At 54.1% G+C, this 23,684-nt stretch carries 27 protein-coding genes; 22 read left to right on the plus strand and 5 right to left on the minus strand.

The window, feature by feature from the left end:
- Both tkt and ACQY8X_RS10050 read right to left on the minus strand, forming a co-directional pair.
- A partial coding sequence (gene tkt / locus ACQY8X_RS10045) for a transketolase (RefSeq protein ID WP_428035005.1) occupies positions 1-1,747 on the minus strand: 1,747 nt, incomplete at its 3' end.
- A gap of 68 nt (positions 1,748-1,815) precedes the next feature.
- A complete protein-coding gene (locus ACQY8X_RS10050) occupies positions 1,816-2,010 on the minus strand; it encodes a hypothetical protein (protein WP_428035006.1) in 195 nt (64 codons plus the stop codon).
- 66 nt (positions 2,011-2,076) lie between these two features.
- On the opposite strand from ACQY8X_RS10050, the gene metK reads away from it, so the two are divergent.
- The 9 genes from metK to ACQY8X_RS10095 all read left to right on the plus strand — a co-directional run bounded on the left by metK (position 2,077) and on the right by ACQY8X_RS10095 (position 10,196).
- Positions 2,077-3,267, plus strand: coding sequence for a methionine adenosyltransferase (gene metK, locus ACQY8X_RS10055; protein ID WP_428035007.1), 1,191 nt, complete (start codon positions 2,077-2,079; stop codon positions 3,265-3,267).
- A gap of 178 nt (positions 3,268-3,445) precedes the next feature.
- The gene (locus ACQY8X_RS10060) at positions 3,446-4,174 is read left to right on the plus strand and encodes a 16S rRNA (uracil(1498)-N(3))-methyltransferase (RefSeq protein WP_428035008.1); all 729 of its coding nucleotides are present in this window, start codon (positions 3,446-3,448) and stop codon (positions 4,172-4,174) included.
- 96 nt (positions 4,175-4,270) lie between these two features.
- Complete coding sequence (gene gshB / locus ACQY8X_RS10065; RefSeq protein WP_428035009.1) at positions 4,271-5,233, plus strand: glutathione synthase; 963 nt, start codon at positions 4,271-4,273, stop codon at positions 5,231-5,233.
- A 36-nt stretch (positions 5,234-5,269) separates the two neighbouring features.
- Positions 5,270-6,220: an energy transducer TonB gene (locus tag ACQY8X_RS10070; protein WP_428035010.1), complete on the plus strand. Its 951-nt coding sequence runs from the start codon at positions 5,270-5,272 to the stop codon at positions 6,218-6,220.
- A 76-nt stretch (positions 6,221-6,296) separates the two neighbouring features.
- Entirely contained in the window at positions 6,297-6,878 is a 582-nt protein-coding gene (locus tag ACQY8X_RS10075; RefSeq protein ID WP_428035011.1) for a YqgE/AlgH family protein, read from the plus strand.
- Positions 6,879-6,918: 40 nt separating this feature from the next.
- Complete coding sequence (gene ruvX, locus ACQY8X_RS10080) at positions 6,919-7,395, plus strand: Holliday junction resolvase RuvX (RefSeq protein WP_428035012.1); 477 nt, start codon at positions 6,919-6,921, stop codon at positions 7,393-7,395.
- Positions 7,376-7,891: a bifunctional pyr operon transcriptional regulator/uracil phosphoribosyltransferase PyrR gene (gene pyrR, locus ACQY8X_RS10085; protein ID WP_428035013.1), complete on the plus strand. Its 516-nt coding sequence runs from the start codon at positions 7,376-7,378 to the stop codon at positions 7,889-7,891. Before ruvX ends, pyrR begins: the two co-directional genes overlap by 20 nt.
- A gap of 18 nt (positions 7,892-7,909) precedes the next feature.
- Positions 7,910-8,911, plus strand: coding sequence for an aspartate carbamoyltransferase catalytic subunit (locus tag ACQY8X_RS10090; protein ID WP_428035014.1), 1,002 nt, complete (start codon positions 7,910-7,912; stop codon positions 8,909-8,911).
- Positions 8,912-8,921: 10 nt separating this feature from the next.
- Positions 8,922-10,196, plus strand: a complete 1,275-nt coding sequence (locus ACQY8X_RS10095; protein WP_428035015.1) for a dihydroorotase — start codon at positions 8,922-8,924, stop codon at positions 10,194-10,196.
- Positions 10,197-10,256: 60 nt separating this feature from the next.
- Here ACQY8X_RS10095 and ACQY8X_RS10100 read toward each other — a convergent pair whose 3' ends face one another.
- Positions 10,257-11,423: a PilT/PilU family type 4a pilus ATPase gene (locus ACQY8X_RS10100; protein WP_428035016.1), complete on the minus strand. Its 1,167-nt coding sequence runs from the start codon at positions 11,421-11,423 to the stop codon at positions 10,257-10,259.
- A 15-nt stretch (positions 11,424-11,438) separates the two neighbouring features.
- Positions 11,439-12,473, minus strand: coding sequence for a type IV pilus twitching motility protein PilT (locus tag ACQY8X_RS10105; protein ID WP_299197397.1), 1,035 nt, complete (start codon positions 12,471-12,473; stop codon positions 11,439-11,441).
- A 347-nt stretch (positions 12,474-12,820) separates the two neighbouring features.
- Between ACQY8X_RS10105 and ACQY8X_RS10110 the strand changes: the two genes are divergently transcribed.
- The 13 genes from ACQY8X_RS10110 to yddG all read left to right on the plus strand — a co-directional run bounded on the left by ACQY8X_RS10110 (position 12,821) and on the right by yddG (position 23,142).
- A complete protein-coding gene (locus ACQY8X_RS10110; RefSeq protein WP_428035017.1) occupies positions 12,821-13,534 on the plus strand; it encodes a YggS family pyridoxal phosphate-dependent enzyme in 714 nt (237 codons plus the stop codon).
- 48 nt (positions 13,535-13,582) lie between these two features.
- Positions 13,583-14,407 (plus strand): pyrroline-5-carboxylate reductase, encoded by an 825-nt coding sequence (proC, locus tag ACQY8X_RS10115; RefSeq protein WP_428035018.1) that lies wholly within the window; start codon positions 13,583-13,585, stop codon positions 14,405-14,407.
- A 174-nt stretch (positions 14,408-14,581) separates the two neighbouring features.
- Positions 14,582-15,139, plus strand: coding sequence for a YggT family protein (locus ACQY8X_RS10120; protein ID WP_428035019.1), 558 nt, complete (start codon positions 14,582-14,584; stop codon positions 15,137-15,139).
- An 8-nt stretch (positions 15,140-15,147) separates the two neighbouring features.
- Positions 15,148-15,441, plus strand: a complete 294-nt coding sequence (locus tag ACQY8X_RS10125) for a DUF167 domain-containing protein (RefSeq protein WP_299197404.1) — start codon at positions 15,148-15,150, stop codon at positions 15,439-15,441.
- A gap of 141 nt (positions 15,442-15,582) precedes the next feature.
- Positions 15,583-16,749, plus strand: coding sequence for a homoserine O-succinyltransferase MetX (metX, locus tag ACQY8X_RS10130; RefSeq protein WP_428035020.1), 1,167 nt, complete (start codon positions 15,583-15,585; stop codon positions 16,747-16,749).
- Positions 16,749-17,339, plus strand: a complete 591-nt coding sequence (gene metW / locus ACQY8X_RS10135; RefSeq protein WP_428035021.1) for a methionine biosynthesis protein MetW — start codon at positions 16,749-16,751, stop codon at positions 17,337-17,339. Before metX ends, metW begins: the two co-directional genes overlap by 1 nt.
- Positions 17,340-17,350: 11 nt before the next feature.
- Positions 17,351-17,833 (plus strand): DUF4426 domain-containing protein, encoded by a 483-nt coding sequence (locus ACQY8X_RS10140; protein WP_428035022.1) that lies wholly within the window; start codon positions 17,351-17,353, stop codon positions 17,831-17,833.
- A gap of 35 nt (positions 17,834-17,868) precedes the next feature.
- Positions 17,869-18,468, plus strand: a complete 600-nt coding sequence (gene rdgB, locus ACQY8X_RS10145) for an RdgB/HAM1 family non-canonical purine NTP pyrophosphatase (protein WP_428035023.1) — start codon at positions 17,869-17,871, stop codon at positions 18,466-18,468.
- 1 nt (position 18,469) lies between these two features.
- The gene (gene hemW / locus ACQY8X_RS10150) at positions 18,470-19,612 is read left to right on the plus strand and encodes a radical SAM family heme chaperone HemW (protein WP_428035024.1); all 1,143 of its coding nucleotides are present in this window, start codon (positions 18,470-18,472) and stop codon (positions 19,610-19,612) included.
- A 114-nt stretch (positions 19,613-19,726) separates the two neighbouring features.
- On the plus strand, positions 19,727-20,620 hold the full coding sequence (locus ACQY8X_RS10155; RefSeq protein ID WP_428035025.1) for a DMT family transporter: 894 nt from the start codon (positions 19,727-19,729) through the stop codon (positions 20,618-20,620).
- On the plus strand, positions 20,613-21,464 hold the full coding sequence (locus ACQY8X_RS10160; RefSeq protein ID WP_428035026.1) for a methylated-DNA--[protein]-cysteine S-methyltransferase: 852 nt from the start codon (positions 20,613-20,615) through the stop codon (positions 21,462-21,464). The genes ACQY8X_RS10155 and ACQY8X_RS10160 overlap by 8 nt, the downstream gene beginning before the upstream one ends.
- Positions 21,439-22,167, plus strand: a complete 729-nt coding sequence (locus tag ACQY8X_RS10165) for a helix-turn-helix domain-containing protein (protein ID WP_428035027.1) — start codon at positions 21,439-21,441, stop codon at positions 22,165-22,167. Before ACQY8X_RS10160 ends, ACQY8X_RS10165 begins: the two co-directional genes overlap by 26 nt.
- 87 nt (positions 22,168-22,254) lie before the next feature.
- On the plus strand, positions 22,255-23,142 hold the full coding sequence (yddG, locus tag ACQY8X_RS10170) for an aromatic amino acid exporter YddG (protein ID WP_428035028.1): 888 nt from the start codon (positions 22,255-22,257) through the stop codon (positions 23,140-23,142).
- Here the strand turns inward: yddG and ACQY8X_RS10175 are convergent, their stop codons facing one another.
- Positions 23,143-23,676, minus strand: a complete 534-nt coding sequence (locus tag ACQY8X_RS10175) for a hypothetical protein (RefSeq protein WP_428035029.1) — start codon at positions 23,674-23,676, stop codon at positions 23,143-23,145.
- Positions 23,677-23,684: the final 8 nt, after the last annotated feature.

Genomic DNA, 23,684 nt, shown 5'->3' on the forward strand with positions numbered 1-23,684 from the left:
AGACGACGCGAACCTGCTTACCTTCCGCTTCCAAAGCAGCAGCAGAATCCATCGCCAGACCCACTTCAGACCCGGTAGCGATCAGAATCGCATCCGGAGTGCCTGCAGTATCACGCAGAATATATCCACCGCGGGCGATATTCGCCAGCTGCTCATCGGTACGCGCCTGATGTGGCAGATTCTGACGGGAGAAGATCATCGCGGTCGGGCCGTCGGCACGTTCCAGCGCCGCTTTCCAGGCCACCGCAGATTCAACTGCATCCGCCGGACGCCAGCAGCTCATATTCGGCGTGTGGCGCAGGTTGGAGATCTGTTCAATCGGCTGGTGCGTCGGGCCATCTTCACCCAGACCGATAGAATCGTGGGTGTAAACATGGATCGCACGCAGCTTCATCAGCGCCGCCATCCGCAGCGCGTTACGGGCATACTCCATAAATACCAGGAAGGTTGCACCGTAGGGCACGAAACCACCATGCAGAGCGATACCGTTCATGATGGCGGACATACCAAACTCACGCACACCGTAGAACAGGTAGTTGCCGGAGGCATCATCTTTCGTCACGCCCTTGCAGCCAGACCATAGTGTCAGGTTAGAACCTGCCAGGTCAGCAGAGCCACCCATCAGTTCAGGCAGCAGCGGGCCGTAGGCATTCAATGCATTCTGAGAGGCTTTACGGGAAGCGATAGTCTCGCCTTTTTCCTGCAGTTCTTTGATGTAGGCATCGGCTTTTTCAGAGAAATCCGCGGGCAGTTCGCCGGTATAACGACGGATCAGTTCACGGGCTTCAGCGGGATACGCTTTGCTGTACTCAGCAAAACGCTCTTCCCAGTCATTTTCCAGTACTGCACCGCTTTCAAGGCCATTCCACTGGGCAGCAATATCTTCAGGGATAACAAAGGCTTCGTGTTCCCAGCCCAGCTGTTTACGTGCCAGAGCGATCTCTTCGTCGCCCAGAGGTGCACCGTGGCAATCCTCTTTACCCTGCTTATTAGGCGAACCAAAACCGATAATGGTTTTGCAGCAGATCAGGGTTGGCTGATCTTCATTGTCCTGCGCCGCTTCAATCGCCGCTTTAATCTGCTCAGCATCATGGCCATCAACCGCCGGGATTACCTGCCATCCATAAGCTTCAAAGCGCTTAGGGGTATCATCGGTAAACCAGCCTTCAACTTCACCATCGATAGAGATGCCGTTGTCGTCGTAGAACGCGATCAGTTTGCCCAGACCCAGGGTGCCCGCCAGAGAACACGCTTCGTGGGAGATACCTTCCATCAGGCAGCCATCACCCAGGAACACGTAGGTGTGGTGATCAATGATCTCATGGCCTTCACGGTTAAATTGCGCTGCCAGGGATTTCTCAGCAATAGCAAAACCCACCGCATTGGTGATCCCCTGACCCAGTGGGCCGGTGGTGGTTTCAACACCCGGCGCATAACCGTATTCCGGGTGACCGGCGGTTTTGGAGTGCAGCTGACGGAAGTTTTTCAGATCATCGATGGAAAGATCATAACCGGTCAGGTGCAGCAGACTGTAGATCAGCATTGAACCATGGCCGTTCGACAGCACGAAACGGTCGCGATCAAGCCAATGTGGATTCGCCGGATTATGTTTCAGAAAATCATTCCATAATACTTCAGCGATATCCGCCATCCCCATTGGTGCACCAGGGTGACCGGATTTAGCCTTTTGGACAGCATCCATACTGAGGGCACGAATTGCATTGGCAAGTTCTCTACGCGAGGACATTCATTCACTCCAGGGCCGAACAAGCCCAAGTTGAGATTAAAAAGTGTTTGCGGCTACCCGGTTATCTCTTATGAAGATAAATTCAGGCGGTGCACCGATAAAAAATAGGCGGCTATTTTCTCGTAACCGCCCGTCAGCTTCAAACCTATTTCAGAGAAATTTGATGAAAATGAGTGGTTTTCATCTAAAAAAGTAAAAAAATCATCTAAAACAGGGATACCGCCCATGCAATCGAGGCGCAAGACGATTAAAATACCTGACATTCTTATACCCGGGCCAACGGCCCGATGCCATCTATAATTCCCTAAAGCTAGGATTGAAGACGCGTAATGAGCGAATACAGCCTGTTTACTTCGGAGTCAGTCTCCGAAGGTCATCCTGATAAGATCGCCGATCAGATCTCTGATGCGGTTCTTGACGCAATTATTGCTGAAGACAAATACGCCCGTGTGGCCTGCGAAACCATGGTAAAAACCGGTGTTGCAATTGTCTCCGGTGAAATTACCACGACGGCATGGGTCGATCTGGAAGCGCTGGTTCGCGGTGTTATCTGTGATATCGGTTACACCTCTTCTGATGTCGGTTATGACGGCGCAACCTGTGGTGTACTGAACATTATCGGTAAGCAGTCTCCCGACATCAATCAGGGTGTTGACCGTGCCAAGCCTGAAGATCAGGGTGCCGGTGACCAGGGCCTGCTGTTTGGTTATGCCAGCAACGAAACCGATGTGCTGATGCCGGCGCCAATCTGCTACGCCCACCGTCTGGTTGAGCGTCAGGCAGAAGCGCGTAAATCCGGTCTGCTGCCATGGCTGCGCCCGGATGCCAAGAGCCAGGTCACCTTCCGTTATGAAAACGGTCTGCCTGTGGGTATCGATGCAGTGGTTCTGTCAACTCAGCACAACCCTGAGGTCTCCATGGCCGACCTGCAGGAAGCGGTAATGGAGCTGATCATCAAGCACACCCTGCCGGCTGAATGGATCGACAAGAGCACCAAGTTCCACATCAACCCAACCGGCAACTTTGTGATCGGCGGCCCTGTGGGCGACTGTGGTCTGACTGGCCGGAAAATCATCGTTGATACTTACGGCGGCATGGCCCGTCACGGTGGCGGCGCATTCTCCGGTAAAGACCCATCCAAGGTTGACCGCTCTGCTGCCTATGCAGGTCGTTATGTAGCGAAGAATATCGTCGCTGCGGGTCTGGCGGATAAGTGTGAGATTCAGGTGTCTTACGCCATCGGTGTTGCTGAACCGACCTCTGTATCGATCAACACCTTCGGCACTGGCAAGATCTCTGATGCTAAAATCATCGAACTGGTGAACAACCACTTCGATCTGCGTCCACATGCAATCACCCGCATGCTCGACCTGCTGCACCCGATGTATCGCCCGACAGCCGCTTACGGTCACTTCGGTAAAAATCCATATGAGATGACAGTGGGTAACGATACCTTTACTGCATTCACCTGGGAAAAAACCGATAAGGCTGACGAACTGCGCGCGGCAGCAGGTCTGTAAACGACTTTCACAGCAAGCGATAGAAGCAAGGGCCGGGTGAAAACCCGGCCCTTTTTTATTGTCTGGAATTTTATTGACCCTAAGCAGCCGATGCCGATAGAGAGCAGATCCCGCTAACTGATCCATTTATGCCGTGGCATAATAGCGGCTTCAGCAACAGACCTGATCGATAGTAATAATGAGAATTCCCCGCTTTTACGAACCTCAGCCCCTCACCGAGGGTAGCGAAGTCAACCTCAGTGACAGTGTGGTACAGCATGTGTCCCGGGCCCTGAGAATGCGGCCAGGTGACGCGCTGATCCTCTTTAATGGCGACGGGTGCGAGTATCAGGCCGAGCTGACCGAGGTGGCTAAGCGTAATGCCTGTGCACGGATCACCGGGGTGACAACCCCTGCCCGGATATCGCCGCTAAAGGTCACTGTCGGTCAGGCGGTCTCCCGGGGCGAGCGGATGGACTATGCGGTACAGAAAGCCACTGAGCTGGGGATGAATCAGTTGGTGCCGCTGTTTACCGAGCGCTGCGAAGTTCGCCTTAACAACGAACGTCAGGATAAACGCCGCCAGCACTGGCAGCAGGTTGCCATCAGCGCTTGTGAGCAGAGCCTGCGCTGTGACCTGCCGGAGATCAGCGAACCCCAGCCACTGCATAACTGGCTCGACACCGTTGAAGCAGACCTGAAGCTGGTGCTGCATCACCATACCGAGCAACCGCTGGGCGACTTCGATAAGCCCGGATCGGTTGCCCTGTTGATCGGGCCGGAAGGCGGCCTGAGTGAAACAGAAGTGGAACTGGCCCTGTCAAAAGGGTTTAAGCCAGTAGCGTTTGGCCCCCGGGTATTTCGCACTGAAACGGCCCCCATAGCAGCACTATCGGTGTTGCAATACCTCTGGGGCGACCTGGGATAACCCCAGACTGTCACAGTAACACTGGTGATGACCGGAGCAGGCGGGTAGAATCGCTCTAATTTAAAGATATCGAATACAGATAAACAAGGCGCTTCAATGACAGTTAAAATCGGCATTGTGATGGACCCGATCGAGGCCATCAGCTTCAAGAAAGACAGCTCCCTGGCGATGCTGTGGGCAGCTCAGCGTAAAGGCTGGGAGATCTGGTACATGGAACAGAAAGATCTCTACCTGCGCGATGGTAAAGTGCTCGCCAGGATGGCGCCGATGACGGTCGATATGAATCCGGAAAAGTGGTTCGAACGCGGTGAATATCAGGTGCAGGAAGTGAGTACGCTTGATGTAGTGCTGATGCGTAAAGATCCGCCTTTCGACAACGAGTTTATCTACACTACCCATCTGTTAGAACTGGCCGCATCCCAGGGCAACACCCTGATGGTGAATCGCCCGCAAGCATTACGGGACTATAACGAAAAGATCTTTGCCACCCACTTCCCACAATGCTGTCCGCCGGTGCTGGTCACCCGCCGTGATGACCTGCTGCGTGAGTTCCATGCCGAGTTTAAAGATGTCATTTTCAAACCACTGGACGGCATGGGCGGCACCTCTATTTTCCGTATCCAGGAAGAGGGGGTAAACCTTGGCGTCATCATTGAAACCCTGACCAAATTTGGCACCGAAACGATTATGGCGCAGAAATACCTGCCGGAGATTGTCGACGGTGATAAACGTATCCTGATGATTGACGGAGAGCCAGTGCCTTATGGTCTGTCCCGTATTCCCACCAACGGTGAAACCCGCGGCAACCTGGCCGCTGGCGGTCGTGGCGAAGGTCGTCCGCTCACCGAGCGGGAACAGTGGATCGCCGCGCAGGTAGGCCCAACACTGAAAGCCCAGGGTATCCTGTTTGCCGGTCTGGATGTGATCGGCGACTACCTGACCGAAGTCAACGTCACCAGCCCCACCTGTATCCGCGAACTGGACAATCAGTTTGGCCTGGATATCGGCATGCAGTTGATGGATGTCATCGAAGCGAAACTTAAGCAAGGTAATGCATAAGAGCGATGTTAGTCCCCCCGGTATCAGGAAGACACTATGAGTAAGGCTGTTGCCGCTGTTTCCGCAGCTGACCGGCTCGGCTTTACTCTGTTTCTGGCGGTGGCGGTGCATGCAGCGGCCATACTGGGAATCGGTTTTGCCGTAACGCCGAAGACCCCTCCGGCACAGACGCTGGAGATCACGCTGGCGCAATACCAGAGCGAGAAGCCGCCGGAAGAGGCCGATTTTATAGCGCAAGCTGATCAGCTGGGCAGCGGGCAACTGGAAGAGAAAGCGCTACCGGCAACCCGTGAAATTGCCGACTTTCAACATCAGAACATTCAGGAAACGGCGGCACTGCAACCGCTGACGCCACCCACCGATATCGCGCCGACAGCGGCTCAGACAGCCCCCGCTGAACCAGCCCCTATCGCGGAAAAAATCGATCAGCAGACCGCCATCGCGCCTGAGCAAGAGGTCATCATTACCACGGCAAAGCAGAAGAAACGGGTCTCCGATACGCCGCAACAACATCAGCAGTCAACGCCCCCACCGCCAGCCCCCGGCAGCTCTCAATCACTGCTGTCCCGCAGTCTTGAGATCGCTAGTCTGGAAGCCCAGCTGGAGTTTCAACGCCAGGAGTATGCCAAGCGGCCACGGGTAAAACGCCTCACCTCTGCATCCACCAAAAGCCACAGCGATGCCGTCTATCTGGCCAACTGGCGCCGTAAGATCGAAGCCGTCGGTAACCTGAATTACCCCCAGGAAGCGCAGCAAAATCAGCTCTACGGTAGTTTACGGATGATGGTCAGCATCTTGCCTGACGGCAGCGTCAAGGAGATTAAAATTCTGCACTCCTCCGGCAATCGTATTCTCGATGATGCAGCGGTACGCATTGTGCAGCTGGCAGCGCCATTCCAGAAATTCCCTGTGGAAATGCGTAAAAATACCGATCAGCTGGAGATTATCCGCACCTGGAAGTTTGAGAAAACCGCCCGGGTATACTAAATGTTAGAAGGCTAGCGTTAAAGACGTTATACAGTACGGTATTTCCTCTTACGCGGCTCAAGGGCAGGTATTTACTATGACCTCAGACACTCCCTCTCTATACCAGCCCGGCAGCCTTCAGGATCATTTCCTTTTTTCAATGCCCCATATGAACGATCCTAACTTCGCTCAGACCCTTATCTATATCTGCGAGCATAGCGAGTCTGGTGCCATGGGGATCGTTGTTAACCGCCCGCTAGGTATTGATCTGAGTGAGCTACTGAATCATCTGGGTTTCAGTGATACCAGTGATCAGGCCGAACCCGTTTACGCTGGCGGCCCGGTGCAGGATGACCGCGGTTTCATCCTCCACCGCCGCACGGCGAATGAATGGGAGTCCTGCTATCACATCACCGGTGAGCTGACACTGACAACCTCGATGGATATTCTCCAGGCCATCAGTGAAAACAGCGGCCCGGAACAATTTCTGGTGGCCTTAGGCTATGCAGGCTGGGGAGCCGGACAGCTGGAACAGGAGCTATCTGAAAATGTATGGTTAAGTTGCCCGGCTAATTTAGATATAATGTTCCGCACCCCGGCTGAAGAGCGCCTTCAGGCCGCGGCTGCAACACTGGGAATCAATCTTGATCTGTTAACTTCCCAGAGCGGCCACGCCTGAACGATCAGCTCATCACCACTAACCCACGCAAAGAAGCGGCATGATCACACTATCGGGTCCAGTTATAGGCTTTGATTTCGGCACCACACGGATAGGCATCGCTGCAGGTCAGGCTATTACCGGGACGGCTTCGCCCTTAGCTCCGGTCAGCGCCCGCGATGGCATTCCCGACTGGTCCGTGATTGAAAAGTTAATTTCCGAATGGCAAGCAGTGGCCATCGTTGTGGGTATCCCTCTGAATATGGATGGCAGCATCAGCGATATGTCCCGCAGAGCACGAAAATTTGCCAACCGTCTCAAAGAACGCTGCCAGCTTCCCTGTTACCTGATTGATGAACGGCTTTCCACCCGGGAAGCCAAGCAGATCAGTCTGGCCCGGGGAGGTAGCAGTAATTTTAAAGAAAACTCTGTTGACGGCATCGCCGCACAACTGATCCTGGAAAGCTGGTTTGAATCAGACCAGCTGATATCCAGCGAAACCCGACTGGAGGACCTCTATGGTATCGGGCGTAATTAAAGTTGATCACCTGCTAACCAAAATGGCCGCCGATCTGAAGACGCTGATCACAGCACGGCAGATCGACAACCCCATGATGATCGGCATTCATACCGGCGGCGTCTGGCTGGCAGAGCATCTGCATCAGCAGCTGAATATTGCGGACCCACTGGGAACACTGGATATATCATTCTATCGCGACGATTTCAGCCGGGTCGGTCTGAACCCTAAAGTTCAACCCTCGGCACTGCCCAGTGCGACAGAAGACCGTCACATCATTCTGGTGGATGATGTCATCATGAGTGGCCGTACCATTCGCGCTGCGATGAACGAGCTGTTTGACTATGGTCGACCGGCCTCCATTACCCTGGTTACCCTGCTGGATCTGAATCGTCGGGAACTGCCAATTCAGGCGGATGTTACCGGCGATACGCTGGATCTTGCCGACGACGAGCTGGTGAAGCTGACCGGACCGGTGCCGCTGGCACTGGAGATCCGTAAAAAAGACAACCTCTAACCCACCCCGGAATCTGACATGTTTGAACAACAAGATCCCAATCTGATCCAGCTGAACAGTGCCGGTCAGCTAAAACACTTTCTGACCACCGAAGGGCTAAGTCGGGAGATGCTGACAGAGATCCTCGATACGGCAGATTCATTTGTTGATATGAGTGCACAGCAGGTAAAAAAAGTGCCACTGTTGCGGGGTAAAACGGTCGTTAACCTGTTTTTTGAGGCCAGCACCCGTACCGCCAGCACCTTCGAACTGGCGGCAAAACGGCTGTCTGCTGACGTGCTGAATCTGAACATCAAAACCTCATCAACCTCTAAGGGTGAAACCCTGAAAGACACCCTGATGACGATGGAAGCGATGCATTCAGATATGTTTGTCGTGCGCCACTCCGACAGTGGAGCCGCCCACTATATCGCCAGTAATGTCACGCCCCATGTGGCGGTGATCAATGCTGGCGATGGTCGCCATGCACACCCGACTCAGGCAATGCTGGATATGCTTACCATCCGCCAGCATAAGGGTGGATTCGAACACCTCACGGTAGCCATTGTTGGGGATATTCTTCATTCCCGGGTGGCACGCTCCCAGATCCATGCCCTACGCACTCTGGGGGTTGGTGAGATCCGGGTTATTGGCCCGACGACATTGCTGCCACGCCATATAGAAGCTCTGGGTGTTACGGTCTACACCAATATGTTGCAGGGACTGAAAGATGTTGATGTGGTGATGATGCTACGGTTGCAGAAGGAGCGGATGCAGAGCGCCCTGCTGCCCAGCGAATCTGAGTTCTACTCTCTCTACGGTCTCACTGAAGAGAAATTAAAGCTCACCCATCCCGACTCCATCGTCATGCACCCCGGCCCGATTAACCGGGGTGTCGAGATCGAAACCTCGGTTGCCGATGGCCCGAAATCGATGATTCTGAAACAGGTAACTAACGGTATTGCAGTACGTATGGCTGTTATGTCGATGGCGATGGGCGGCCAGATGACAGAGCATCAGGCGGAGCGGGAGAGCGAGTAAGGTGAAAACGATGAATATTGCAATCAGAAATGGCCGCGTTATCGACCCCGCCAACAATCTGGATCAGATTACCGACCTGTTTATCAGCGACGGCAAAATCGCCGCTATTGGCCAGCCTCCTGCCGAGTTTGCGGCCGACCAGGAGATCGACGCCAGCAATCTGGTGGTCAGCCCAGGCCTGATCGACCTCTGTGCCAATCTGCGCGAGCCGGGCTACAGCCGCAAAGGCACCATCGCCAGTGAAACCGCTGCCGCTGCAGCCGGAGGGATCACCACGCTGTGCATGCCGCCACTGACAAAGCCGATTGCCGATAACACCGCGGTGATCGATCTGATCGAAGATCTGGCAAAACAGGCAGGCAATGCGCGGGTGTTACCAATAGGGGCACTGACGCAGGAGCTGAAAGGGGAACAGCTGAGCCCGATGTATGGACTCAGCAAAGCGGGCTGTATCGGCTTTACCAACGCCCGTGAACCCATTCATAGCTCGCTGACGCTATCACGCTGTCTGGAGTACGCCGCAACCCATGATCTGCTGGTAATTTTTCAGCCACAGGATGCGGACCTGGCGGCCGGTGGCACCATGCATGACGATACCACCTGTACCCGCCTGGGGCTGAGCGGTATCCCCGAAAGCGCCGAAACCATCGAAGTTGCCCGCTGCCTGATACTGATTGAGCAAACCGGTGTCAAAGCACACTTTGGTCAGCTCTCCTGCGAACGTTCGGTGAAAATGGTGATGGATGCCCGGGCACGTGGACTGCGGGTAACCGCCGACATCGCCATCCAGAACCTGTTGCTGACCGATGAAAATGTCAGTGGCTTCGACCCTAACTTTCATCTGATTCCACCGCTGCGCAGCCAGCTTGATCGCGCCGGATTGCGCCATGCTCTGGTTGCAGATGGCTTCCAGGCGATCTGCTCGGACCACCAGCCCCATGAACTGGCTGCCAAGCAGGCCCCCTTTGCGGCTACCGAACCGGGCATGACGGGAGTGGAAACCCTGTTATCACTGTCGCTGATGCTGGTGCAACAGGAGCTAATCTCGCTGCCGCAGATGCTGGCCAAGCTAACCTCTGGGCCGGCCAGCGTGCTCAATTTAGACCTCGGCACCCTGACCCCCGGCAGCACCGCCGATATCTGCATCTTCGATCCGCAACAGGATTGGGTGCTGACAAAGGAGAATCATCGCTCTGCGGGCGCGAACACCCCGTTTATGAATTTTCCACTAAAAGGGGTGGTGCACTTCACCCTGCTGGAAGGCAATGTGGTGTTTCAGCAGTAACCATCGGCAGGCATAAAAAAAACGGCGCATTTATGCGCCGTTTTTTTTACCGTAGAGCAACTACATCCCTTTGACATCCAGCGAGCCTTCATTGTGCAGAAAATCATCATCATCCTGCAGGAAGAAGCCAGCATCGTCGGTGCCACCATCAATATCCGGGTTGGTCGCTGAGTTGAGTTTAATCATCAGACGCAGGTCGTTCGGTGAATCGGCGTGAGCGATCGCCACATCATAGGTGATAGTGCCGTCTTTATACTCATTGTAGAGCGCCTGATCGAAGGTCTGCATCCCCAGGTTGGTGGATTTTTTGATCACCTCTTTCAGCTCATGCACCTCTCCTTTACGGATCAGGTCCTGCATCAGCGGCGTATTAATCAGTACTTCAATCACCGCCCGGCGACCTTTACCATCTTTAGTCGGTAACAGCTGCTGCGCAATAATGGCCTTGAGGTTCAGCGACAGATCCATCCAGATCTGAGCGTGATGCTCTGGCGGGAAGAAACTGATTATCCGGTCCAGCGCCTGGTTGGCGTTGTTTGCGTGTAGAGTTGCCATACACAGGTGGCCGGTCTCAGCAAAGGTCAGACCATAGCCCATGGTATCAGCACTACGTATCTCCCCCATCAGAATCACATCAGGTGCCTGACGCAAAGTGTTCTTCAGGGCCACTTCAAATGAGTCGGTATCCAGGCCCACTTCCCGTTGGGTAATCACGCTCTGCTTATGCTCGTGGATATACTCAATCGGGTCTTCAATGGTGATGATATGCCCCGCTGAGTTGGCGTTGCGGTAGTCGATCATCGACGCCAGCGAGGTTGATTTACCGGTACTGGTACCACCAACAAAGAGTATCAGCCCTCGTTTGGTCATCGCCAGATCTTTCAATACCGGCGGTAGGTTAAGCTCTTCCATTGAGGGGATATAGGTATTGATGCGGCGCAGCACCATCCCCGGCGAGTTACGCTGAAAAAAAGCACTGACACGAAAACGGCCAATCCCCGGGGCACTGATAGCAAAGTTACACTCGCGGGTGCCTTCAAACTCGGCCAGCTGTTTATCATTCATGGTGCTGTAAGTCAGCGAGCGTGCCTGGGCGGGTTTCAGTGCCTCTTTGGTTAACGGCTTGATGGTTCCGTCCACCTTGATGCTAGGACGGGCGCCCGCGGTGATAAACAGATCGGATGCTTGTCGATCAGTCATAACCTTGAGTAGCTGGGTAATATCCAAAATGTCCGCTCCGCCTTAGAAGTTATTAGGGTTCAGTGCCTTGGCTCGCGCGGCTTCACGCGTAATCAGGCCCTTCTTCATCAGATCAGTGAGCGACTGGTCCAGTGTAACCATGCCGTAGGCGGCGCCGGTCTGAATCGCCGAGTACATCTGTGCCACTTTATCTTCACGTATCAGGTTTCGAATCGCCGGAGTACCGGTCATAATCTCATGAGCGGCAACCCGGCCGCCTTTCGGCTTTCTCAGCAGCGTCTGCGAGATAACCCCCTGCAAAGACTCAGACAGCATCGAGCGCACCATCGACTTCTCCGCCGCCGGGAACACGTCAATAATACGGTCGATAGTTTTTGCTGCCGATGTGGTGTGCAGGGTGCCAAACACCAGGTGACCGGTTTCAGCCGCCGTCAGCGCCAGACGGATGGTCTCCAGATCCCGCATCTCACCCACCAGAATAATATCCGGGTCTTCACGCAGGGCTGAACGCAACGCCTCTTCAAACCCCAGCGTATCCCGGTGAACCTCGCGCTGGTTAACCAGACATTTTTTGCTCTGATGAACAAATTCTATCGGGTCTTCGATGGTCAGAATATGCTCATTACGGGTTTCATTGATGTAATCCACCATCGCCGCCAGCGTGGTACTCTTACCCGAACCCGTCGGGCCGGTTACCAGAACCAGTCCACGAGGGTTATCTGAGAGATTCCGGAACACCTGCCCCATCCCCAGATCATCCATCGTCAGAACCTTACTGGGGATGGTCCGGAATACCGCAGCAGCACCGCGATTCTGGTTAAAGGCGTTAACACGAAAACGCGCCAGCCCCGGTACCTCGAAGGAGAAGTCGGTCTCAAACCGTTCTTCATAGTCCTTACGCTGCTTGTCGTTCATGATATCGTAAATCAGCGTATGAACCTGTTTGTGTTCCAGAGAAGGCAGCTTAATTCTGCGAACCTCACCATCAACCCGGATAACCGGTGGCATACCCGCGGTTATATGGAGGTCAGATGCTCCTTGCTGAACGGTAAATGATAAAAGTTCTGTAATATCCATGGCTTCTCAGGTGTATAAGGAATCTGCAAGCAGCTCCGTTGATTTTCTGTAAGCGTCAAAACCTTAGTTCAGAAGGCTTTGCATATCGCGTCACTGGCCCTTAGCCATAATAAAAGTTGCAACCAGCCTTATAAAGGCCTTAGACGACTATTTTTGCGCAGCTTTTGCTATGGTTTACCATAAAACAGCTCTAAACGATGCCAAAACCTGACAAAACACTCCAACACGGGGAAATATTCGCAGGTTAATAAATGTTCTCTGGTATTATAGCGACTTCCCAATCAAGGGTCGCACTATAGCAGTTTTATCAGAATCACCCATCATAGCCAATCGCTAGTTGTTACAATATGACACAGATTACAGATCGCTTAGAAAAGCTTCATTTTCAAATCAATACAGCAGCTGAAATGGCCAACCGCCCGCCGCAAACAGTCCAGCTACTGGCGGTCAGCAAAACACGTACAGCTGATGAGCTGCGTCAGGCGTGGTCAGGCGGGCAACGGGCGTTTGGCGAAAACTATCTTCAAGAGGCCCTGGACAAGATCGAAGCGCTGCAGGATCTGGATATCTCTTGGCACTTTATCGGCCCGATTCAGTCCAACAAAACCCGGCCAATCGCTGAAAATTTCGATTGGGTTCACAGTGTAGACCGGTTTAAGGTGGCGCAGCGACTCAGTGACCAGCGGCCTGCAGCGATGCCCCCACTGAATATCTGTCTACAGGTCAATATCAGTGAGGAAGCGAGCAAGTCCGGTGTTTTACCCACAGACCTCGCAGCATTGGCAACAGAGGTGGCGACGCTGAAAAACATCCGCTTGCGGGGGTTAATGGCAATTCCTGCCAGCAATGATGACCCGCAACAGCAACGGCGCCCCTTCGCGCAGATGAATGAGTTACTGCAAGCGCTGCAACAACAGCTGCCGAACCAGCCCCTGGATACCCTCTCGATGGGGATGTCCGATGATATGGAGGCGGCAATCTTTGAAGGTGCTACCATTGTGCGCATAGGTACTGCGCTGTTTGGGCCCCGGGACTATAGCCATCGTGCACCGTCACCATGACGACAGACGTACCGCATCATTATTAATTTTTAAGATCAGGAATTACACGTGAGCACACACCCAACATTAGCATTTATTGGCGCAGGCAACATGTCCCGCGCCATCATTGGCGGACTGATCAGCAATCAATATCCTGCAGAAAAGATCTGGGCTACGGGTACTCAGCTGGCCAAAATGGACGACCTCAAACAGCAGGGTCTGCATACAACAACGGATAACAGCGTCGCTGTCGCCGCCGCCGATATCGTCATCCTGTCAGTGAAACCACAGATAATGCAAGCGGTTGCAACCGATCTTGCAGCCGCCGTACAACACCACCAACCCCTGATCATATCCGTTGCCGCGGGCATCATGTGTGACAGTCTGGAACAGTGGCTGGGCGGCAATATCGCGCTGGTGCGTTGCATGCCAAACACTCCGGCGCTGGTCAAACAGGGCGCGTCCGGCCTGTATGCTAACCCCCGGGTGACGGAAGCACAGCGCAGTCAGACCGAGCAGGTGATGCAGGCGACCGGACTCGCCCTCTGGGTTGACAGCGAAATTCAGCTGAATGCCGTCACCGCGGTATCCGGAAGTGGCCCGGCCTATTATTTTCTGATGATGGAAGCGATGATCGCTGCTGGTGAAAAACTCGGACTAAGCCGCGAAGTCGCACAGCAACTGACTATTCAGACCGCTCTCGGCGCAGCGGAGATGGCCAGTCAGAGCGATATCGAACCGGCAGAGCTGCGTCGCCGGGTTACCTCACCCAAAGGCACCACGGAACAGGCGATACTCACCTTTATTGATCAGGGGCTGCCGGAGATTATCGCTAACGGCATGCAAGCCTGCAGCGACCGTGCTGAAGTACTGGCAAAAGAACTCGGTAATTAAGCGAATGATATAAAAAGCCTTTCTTCGGTTCATAGTGACAGGGAAAGGCTCTATACTCTGTTATTAAACTCGGTTTTAAAATCGACGTTACAATCTGCTCTGTATTCTGGTGCATTAATTCAGCGCAGAACACAGAATCAAACCCAATCAGACATCTGCACAGGAACAGAGACAATGGGACAGGATCCTCTCAGTTCAATCATTCAGCTGTTCGGCCAGCTTTATGTATTTATTATCGTGCTGCGATTTTTGTTACAGATCGCTAAAGCCGACTACTACAATCCGATCTGTCAGGCGGTGGTTAAGATTACCGCAGTGCCACTGGCGCCATTGCAACGTATTCTTCCGCGGCCCGCCAATATTGATCTGTCGCCGCTGCTACTGGCGTTTCTGGTCAACGTTGCACTCTGGGCACTGATCCTGCTATTGAAGGGCCAGGGAATTGGCGCAAACCTGCCTGCAGTGATGGTAATTTCCGGCATCAGCGTGCTAAGTACGATTCTGGATATCTACTTTTATGCGGTGATCGGTGCCGTGATTATCAGCTGGGTAGCGCCCGGTAGCTACCATCCGGGACCGCAGCTGATTGTACAGCTGACCGAACCAGTGTTTGGTCTGGCACGCAGAGTTATTCCCTCGTTGGGAGGTCTGGATCTGTCACCGATTCTGATATTCTTTGTCATCCAGATCGCCCGCTCCCAGTTAGGCAGCTTAACCCATTACCTGCTCTGAGAACGGAGATGGCTGAATTTTATAGCTGGCAGGGCGACAGTCTGATTATCAGCTGTCGTTTGCAGCCCAAAGCCAGCAATGACGCGATTGTCGGGCTGCATGATGATAGTGTTAAAATTCGTATTACGGCACCGCCAATAGAGGGTAAAGCAAACGCCCATCTGGTAAAGTTTCTGGCCAAACAGTTTGGCGTGGCAAAAAGTTCGGTCACTATCCTCAGTGGCGAACTGGGCCGGCAAAAGCGGGTCAGAATTGATGACCCGAAGAAAATTCCTGAACCATTAACGATTGAGCATAACTAACGTGATACTGAGATCTCTGCATAATTACCGCCCGGCAGGCTATCTGATTCTTGATAGTCAGTCGCTGCTGTACGAGATGTGAAGCTCGACCGGGTAGATCAGTAGCACCTTATTTCGAGTTATCAGCGTTAAGTGAGAATTATGCCTCAATCATTTCCTCAAGATTCTGTCGGTATCGTCACCCCACAGACAATCTGTTTTGACCAACCCCTGCCACTCGCCTGTGGCCGTCAGCTCAATAACTACGAGCTGGTAATAGAAACCTATGGCACACTGAATGCCGATGCATCCAACGCCATTCTGGTATGCCATGCGCTGTCCGGCAACCATCATCTTGCTGGCTATCACAGCGAAGCAGAGAGCAAACCCGGCTGGTGGGATTCGGCCATCGGCCCGGGCAAGCCGATCGATACCAACACCTTTTTCGTCATCGGCGTAAATAACCTGGGGGGCTGTCATGGCTCCACCGGCCCTCAGAGTATTAACCCGGAAACCGGCAAGCCCTTTGGCCCGGACTTTCCGATCATGACCGTACCCGACTGGGTTGAGAGTCAGGCCCGCCTGGCAGACCACTTTGGCATTCAGCAATGGGCCGCGGTCGTCGGTGGCAGCCTGGGAGGGATGCAGGCGTTACAATGGGCGATCAACTACCCCCAACGCATCCGCCACTGCCTGATCATCGCGGCAGCACCGAAACTCAGCGCCCAGAATATCGCCTTTAACGAAGTTGCCCGGCAGGCGATCACCCGCGATCCGGACTTTAACAATGGCCACTTCTACGAGAACGGCAACGTGCCCAAAACCGGCCTGATGCTGGCCCGGATGCTCGGCCATATCACCTATCTGTCCGATGATGGCATGCGGGAGAAGTTCGGCCGGGAGCTGAAAGAGGGCAAGATCAGTTACGATTTCAACCCGCAGTTTGAGGTTGAATCCTACCTGCGCTATCAGGGTGAGCGTTTTTCCACCGCCTTCGACGCCAACACCTACCTGCTGATGACCAAAGCGCTGGACTATTTTGACCCGGCAGCAGACTACGGCCACAACCTCGCGGATGCCGTTCGCAACGCCCTGTGCAAGTTTATGGTGATCTCCTTTACCTCCGACTGGCGCTTCTCCCCAGAACGGTCGCGGGAGATTGTCGATGCCCTGGTAACCGCGGAAAAGCAGGTCAGTTATGCTGAGGTTGACTCCGACCATGGACATGATGCCTTCCTCATTCCTAACCCGCGGTATATGGATATCTATTCCGCCTATATGAAGCAGGTAGCCAACGATATTCCCGTCACCGGTAAGGAGAACAACTGATGCGAGCAGATCTGGAAATTATTCAGGAATGGATAACCCCGGGCAGTAAAGTCCTCGATCTTGGCTGCGGTAACGGTGAACTGCTGGCTTTTCTGCAGCAGCAGAAAAAGATTACCGGTTACGGCGTTGAGGTGGACCATGACAACATCACCGCCTGCATTGAAAAGGGCGTCAACGTTATCGAAAAGAATATCGATGAGGGACTGGCCAGTATTGATGACAGCAGTTTTGATACAGTCATTATGACCCAGGCGCTACAGGTAATGTACCGTCCTGATCAGATTGTCGATGAGATGCTGCGCATCGGTAAGGAGTGTATTGTCACCTTCCCTAACTTTGGTCACTGGCGCGCCCGGGGCTACCTGGCGTTTAGGGGAAAAATGCCGGTATCGAAGTTCCTGCCCTATACTTGGTACAACACACCGAACATCCACTTTTGTACCTTCAAGGACTTTGAGCAGCTCTGTGTCGAGCGCAATATTCACATCCTTGATCGCACCGTCGTGGATAATGAACATAAACATCACTGGTCGATCCGGTTATGGCCCAATATGCTGGGCGAAATCGCAATCTACCGCATCACCCGATAGGGAGAAACACAATGAAAATGCCAACCTTACGCAATGGATTTCTGAAACAGGCAATGGCAGCGCTGGTAATTATCGCAGGGCTGCTAAGCGCAACGATCAGTACCTCCGCGAGTGCCGAGCAGATGGTTGCCCACGGCGACTATATGATTCACTACAACGCCTTCAACAGCAGTTTCATCCAGCCCGATGTTGCAGCATCCTATGGTATCCAGCGGGGAAAAACCAAAGGTCTGATCAACATCTCGGTACTGCAAAAGCAGGCTGATGGCAGCACTAAGCCGGTCACAGCGATAGTCTCCGGCGACGTCACCAACCTGATCTCGCAGAAGCAGACCATGAGCTTTCAGAAGATCGAAGAAACCGGAGCGCTTTACTATATTGGCGACTTTGGTTTTACCGATGATCAGGTGCTGCGCTTTAATCTGCAGGTGCAACCAGACCCGAATCAGCCCGCTTATACCATCAGCTTTGAGCAGCGCTTTTATATCGACTAATGGCTCAAATAACACTCTGAAGACAAGGTTTCACTATGTCCCGTCAAATCGTTCTCGCCAGTGGCAACAAAGGTAAGCTGAAAGAGTTTAATCAGGTATTGGGAGAGCTGGGGGTAGAGGTCGTGCCGCAGTCGCAGTTCGGCGTGCCGGATGCGGATGAAACCGGCCTGAGCTTCGTTGAAAATGCGATACTCAAAGCCCGACATGCCTGCCAGTTGACCGGCTTACCGGCACTGGCAGACGACTCCGGGCTGGAGGTAGACGCACTCAACGGTGCACCGGGTATCTATTCTGCCCGCTTTGCCGGAGCGGGCGCCAGCGATGCAGATAACAACCGCAAGCTGCTACAGTTACTCGAAGGCACTTCGCCGGAACAGCGCAGTGCCCGGTTTCGCTGTGTACTGGTGTTTATGCGTCATGCAGAAGATCCGACGCCACTCATCTGTCAGGGCAGCTGGGAGGGGCATATTCTGCCACTGCCTCAGGGTGAAAACGGTTTTGGCTATGACCCGCTATTCCTGGTGCCCGGGCTTGATATTGCATCAGCTCAGCTACCTCCTGAACAGAAAAACAAGATCAGCCACCGGGGACTGGCGGTACAACAACTGATCCAGCAGATCCCGGCCTACCTTTAACATGCTCAGTCTGCCGCCACTATCGCTCTATATCCATATTCCCTGGTGTGTGCGTAAGTGTCCCTACTGCGACTTCAACTCCCATGCGGTCAGGGGTGAGATCCCGCAACAGCGTTATATCGACGCCCTAATGCGGGATCTGGAGCAGGAACTGCCAGGCGTGCAGGGGCGGGAGATCGCAACAATCTTTATCGGCGGCGGCACGCCCAGCCTGTTTGATGCCCCGGGTATTCAACAGATACTCAGCGGCATCGCCACACGCACCCCCCTGTCGGCCAGCGCCGAGATCACTATGGAAGCCAACCCCGGCACCTTTGAACAGGCGCGCTTTGCCGGTTTCAGGGAAGCAGGTGTCAACCGTTTATCCATCGGGATACAGAGCTTTGACAGTCATCAGTTACAGCAGCTGGGACGGATTCATAACCGTAACGATGCCCTGCACGCCGCCAGCAAAGCCCGGGAGATCGGCTTCGATAATTTTAATCTGGATCTGATGCACGGTTTACCCGGCCAGACGCCGGACGCAGCTCTGGCCGACCTGCAACAGGCGATTGACCTGCAACCCACCCACCTGTCCTGGTATCAGCTGACCATCGAACCCAATACTGAGTTTTTCAGCAAACCGCCTGAGTTACCGGAAGATGAAGCGTTATGGGCGATTCAGGAACAGGGCCAGACCCTGCTGGAAATCCATGGGTATCATCAATACGAGATCTCGGCCTACAGTCAGCCCGGGCGTCAGTCGCAGCATAATCTTAACTACTGGCAGTTTGGCGATTATATAGGTATCGGTGCCGGTGCCCATGGAAAGATCAGCTGGCCGCAACAGAATCGTATCAATCGCCGCTGGAAACAGCGCCAGCCGAAAGCCTATATGGACGCCCTGAAGCCACTGTCCGGTGAGCAGGATATCACCCCTCAGGAACGCCCTTTTGAGTTTATGATGAACGCTCTACGACTCACCCACGGTGTCAAAAGCGATCTGTTCAGTGAACGCACCGGTATCCCCCTGTCCGCAATCCAGCCTCTTCTGGAACAGTGCCGCCGGTCAGGACTGATGGCAACCGATACAGCCATCCTCGCCCCCTCGCCACAGGGACGACTGTTTCTGAATGATCTGCTGGAACAGTTTCTCGACGACTGAGTTTTTGCCCGGCTGCCTGAACGAATATAATAGACAATCAGCGCAAGAATCGGGTAGTTCCGGCGGTCTGAATCGTCAACACTAAACGGATTAACGCCTATTCGGATCAGAACAATGACGCTTAAGAACCTGCTACAACTGCTGACCCTTGCCGCACTCTGGGGCGGATCATTTCTATTTATGCGGATAGCCGCTCCGGTCATTGGCCCAGCGATTCTGATTGAGTTACGACTGTTGCTGGCGGCTCTGTTTCTGCTGGCGGTTGCTGTGTTGCTCAAGCGCCATCTACAGCTACGGCAACACTGGAAACATTACTGCATCCTGGGCGGGTTTAATTCAGCCCTCCCCTTTCTGCTGTTTGCCTACGCCGCACAAACACTTTCCGCATCGCTGCTATCGATACTCAATGCCACCGCCCCGATCTGGGGAACGCTCCTGGTGGCGTTGCGATATAAAAAACCGGTTAGCTTAAAAGTGTTCGCCGGCCTCATCGCAGGCATCAGCGGAGTGGCTTTATTGGTAGGCTTTGACCCGGCAGTTCTAGCCGCAGACTCCTGGGTCGTCATTGGTGCGGCGCTCGGCGCGGCATTCAGTTATGGGATCGCAACCTGCTATGCACAGGGGAAAAGCGCGATAGAGCCGTTTGCCAATGCCCATGGGAGCATGTGGGCTGCCAGCCTGTTACTGCTGCCACTGCTGCCGTTCTTCCCAACACAGGCGAGCAGCGATCCGGAGATTATCGGCTCAGTCTTACTGCTGGGCATTGTCTGCACCGGTATCGCTTATCTGCTTTACTTCAGACTGATCGCGGAGATTGGCGCCCCTTCAGCGCTGACCGTGGTGTATATCGTGCCGGTGTTCGGTGTGCTCTGGGGGCACCTGCTGCTGGATGAACCGATAGGCTGGCATACCATCACCGGAGGGCTGACCATCCTTACCGGTGTAGTACTCGTGACCGGTTTCAATCCCCTGAGCCTGTGGCGAAACAGGGGAGCCTCATATGTCTGATCGATCCCTTCAACAGTATAAAACAGTCGCCACGGCGATCCGTTACATCCGCGAGCACGCCAGAAACCAACCCGAACTGGCCGACGTTGCCGCAGCCGTTCATATGAGCGAGCATCATCTGCAACGCATCTTCAGTGCCTGGGCGGGCATCTCACCTAAACGGTTTCTCCAGTATCTGACTAAAGAGCATGCCCTTAACGCGCTGAAAGCGTCAACCGATAGCCTGACCGCCGCATACGATGCCGGTCTCTCCGGCGGTGGCCGTCTGCATGACCTGATGATCAGCTGCGAAGCGATGACCCCGGGTGAGATCAAAGCCGGTGGCACAGGTGTCGAGCTGTACTATGGCATAGCGCCTTCTCCCTTTGGCCTGGCACTGGCAGGCTGGACCCGTCGTGGACTGTGCTATCTGGCCTTTCTCGATGAAGACCGGAGTGAACGTCAGACAGAGCTGTTGCAGCAGTGGCCCAATGCAACCCTCATCGCCGATGACCCAGGTGCAGCAAGACTGTTGGAAAAGATATTCCCAACCACACCTCAACCGGGCAAACTACACCTGCTACTACGAGGCACTAACTTTCAGATTAAAGTATGGGAAGCCTTGCTGAATACCCGGCCAGGACAGCTGTGCTCCTACTCGCAACTGGCGGCGGCCACCGGCACGCCAAAAGCACAGCGAGCCATTGGCAGTGCCGTGGCGGCCAACAACATTGGTTATCTGATCCCCTGTCACCGGGTGATTCGCGAAAGCGGCGACAGCGGCAACTACCGCTGGTCGCCGGAGAGAAAACTGGCGATTCATAGCTGGGAATATGCGCATGCAACTCAACAACCTGACCCTTGATCTGCGCAGCTATAGCGCCGAAACCGATAACCACCAGCATGATTATCACCAACTGGTCCTGCCGGTCAGTGGTCAGCTGGAGATCTCTGTGGGTCAGCAGGCCGGGCGGGTGGATACTAATCAGGCCGCCATCATCAGTGCAGGACAGGAGCACGGCTTTTCAGGCTCGGAGGATAACTGCTTTGTGGTGGCTGACATCCCCAGTCAACTCGCTCCGGAATTTGAACAGCTGCCTGCCTTTATTCACCTGAGCCCGGCGCTCAATCAGTATGTACGCTTTCTGCACCAGCAACTGCAACAGCACAACTCAGTCAGTACTCAGCGACAGATGCTGTTACTGTTAATTCAGTTGCTGCAGGAACAGTGCGGTAAAACGCTAAGACTGGATCGTCGCATCGCCACCGCCAGGGATTATCTTGATCATCATTTCAATTCAGAGATCAGTGTCGGCCAGCTGGCCCAGGTTGCCAGTCTGAGCCCCCGCCAGCTGAGCGAGCTGTTTCGTCAACAGCTGGGGATGACACCCCTACAGTATCTGATTGAAAAGCGCATGCAGCATGCGTGGCAACTATTGGAACAGCAAAGCCTCTCGGTGCAGCAGGTGGCTGATGCCGTCGGTTATAACAGCCTGGCGGCATTCAGTGACCGCTTTCGTAAACATTTTGCGATTCCTCCCAGTTATTTCCGCCGCAGCGGCAAATAGTTTCGCCTGAACGGCAAAGCCCCCGCTGACCTATAACGCTATGCTGCTGTAACTATTTGCTGAGACTACTTGCTGAGAGATTCAAAGATGCTAACCGAAACCCTCCGGGCCACGCTGATCGGCGCTGTCTCAATCCTGCTGTGGGGCACTCTGGCATTGCTGACGCGCCTGACCGAAGGGAGAATTCCGCCGTTTCAGATGATGGCGATGACCTTCGCTCTGGCCTTTCTGCTGATGTCCCTGAACTGGTGGCGTCGGGGAAGCCTGGGGCTGCACCACCTGCGGCAACCTAAACTGGCCTGGCTTTTAGGCGTGGGCGGTTATTTCGGCTATCACTTCTGTTACTTTCTGGCGATGACCAAAGCTCCGGCGGTCAGTGTCAGTCTGATCGCCTATCTGTGGCCTTTACTGATCGTCCTGTTTGCCAGCCTGCTACCCGGCGAAAGCCTGCTAAAGCGTCACCTGTTCGGCGCGCTGATTGCGCTCTATGGTTGTTGGTTGCTGATTGGGCAGGGAAGCGACGGTTTCAACCCGGACTATCTCAGTGGTTATCTGCTGGCGCTGACCTGCGCCTTTATCTGGTCTGGTTATTCAGTGCTGAGTCGACTGGTAAAACAGGTTTCCACCGATGCGGCGGGATGGTTTTGTGGGGCGACGGCGATACTGGCTTTACTGTGTCACGGGCTGTGGGAAACCACCGTGTGGCCCGACTCCACCGCGCAGTGGATCGGCGTACTGGGTTTAGGCATCGGCCCGGTGGGCATCGCCTTCTTTACCTGGGATTATGGCGTTAAACATGGCAACCTGCAGTTGCTCGGTGTGCTGGCGTATTCAGCACCGCTGATCTCAGCGCTGCTGCTGGTGCTGGCCGGTCTTGCGCCGGCGGATCTCACCCTGCTGCTGGCCTGTCTGGCGATTGTCTCCGGCTCACTGATTGCCGGTTATCGGCGGGCCCAACGACTAAACGAGGGTTAGTCAGTGCGCCTGTATCGGTTTCAGTGGCACACCGGCGCTATCTGCCGGTTTATCCTGAATCCATTCCGCCGCCACCATCACCTGCTGCAACATATGTTCAAATGAGTAACGCTGCCCCGGCGGCAGTGTCAGGGTCATGCCCTCTCCCTCTGCAGGCAACATGATAAACCGGACCAGCTTATCGACAGTTTTAATATCAATACGCTGTACCAGAATGCCCTCCTCACCAAGCGGGTAATGGTTGGCATCCGACTGGAACGGGGTGGAAAAATCCGCCTGCTGCACGGCGCCATGCTTTTCGATATCCCCTAAACTTTGCAACTGTTCCGGCTGCAGATGGCTGGCACTGTTTTCGGTGGGAAATGCGTGTTCGTTGAACAGCTTGTAAACCCGCAGTGCTAATCTGCGGGTCCACCAGGCGCGGTACTCTTTACCCTGTTCATATGCCCGGATAAGAATACGATCCTCGACGGAGTTGTAGCTCAGGTTTATCTGATTCTGCGGTAACGGATTAGGAGGGGTTTGCTCTGCCATTATGATTC

Origin of the sequence: Amphritea sp. (assembly GCF_050300915.1) — a bacterium.
In the GTDB taxonomy this organism is placed as follows: Bacteria; Pseudomonadota; Gammaproteobacteria; order Pseudomonadales; family Balneatricaceae; genus Amphritea.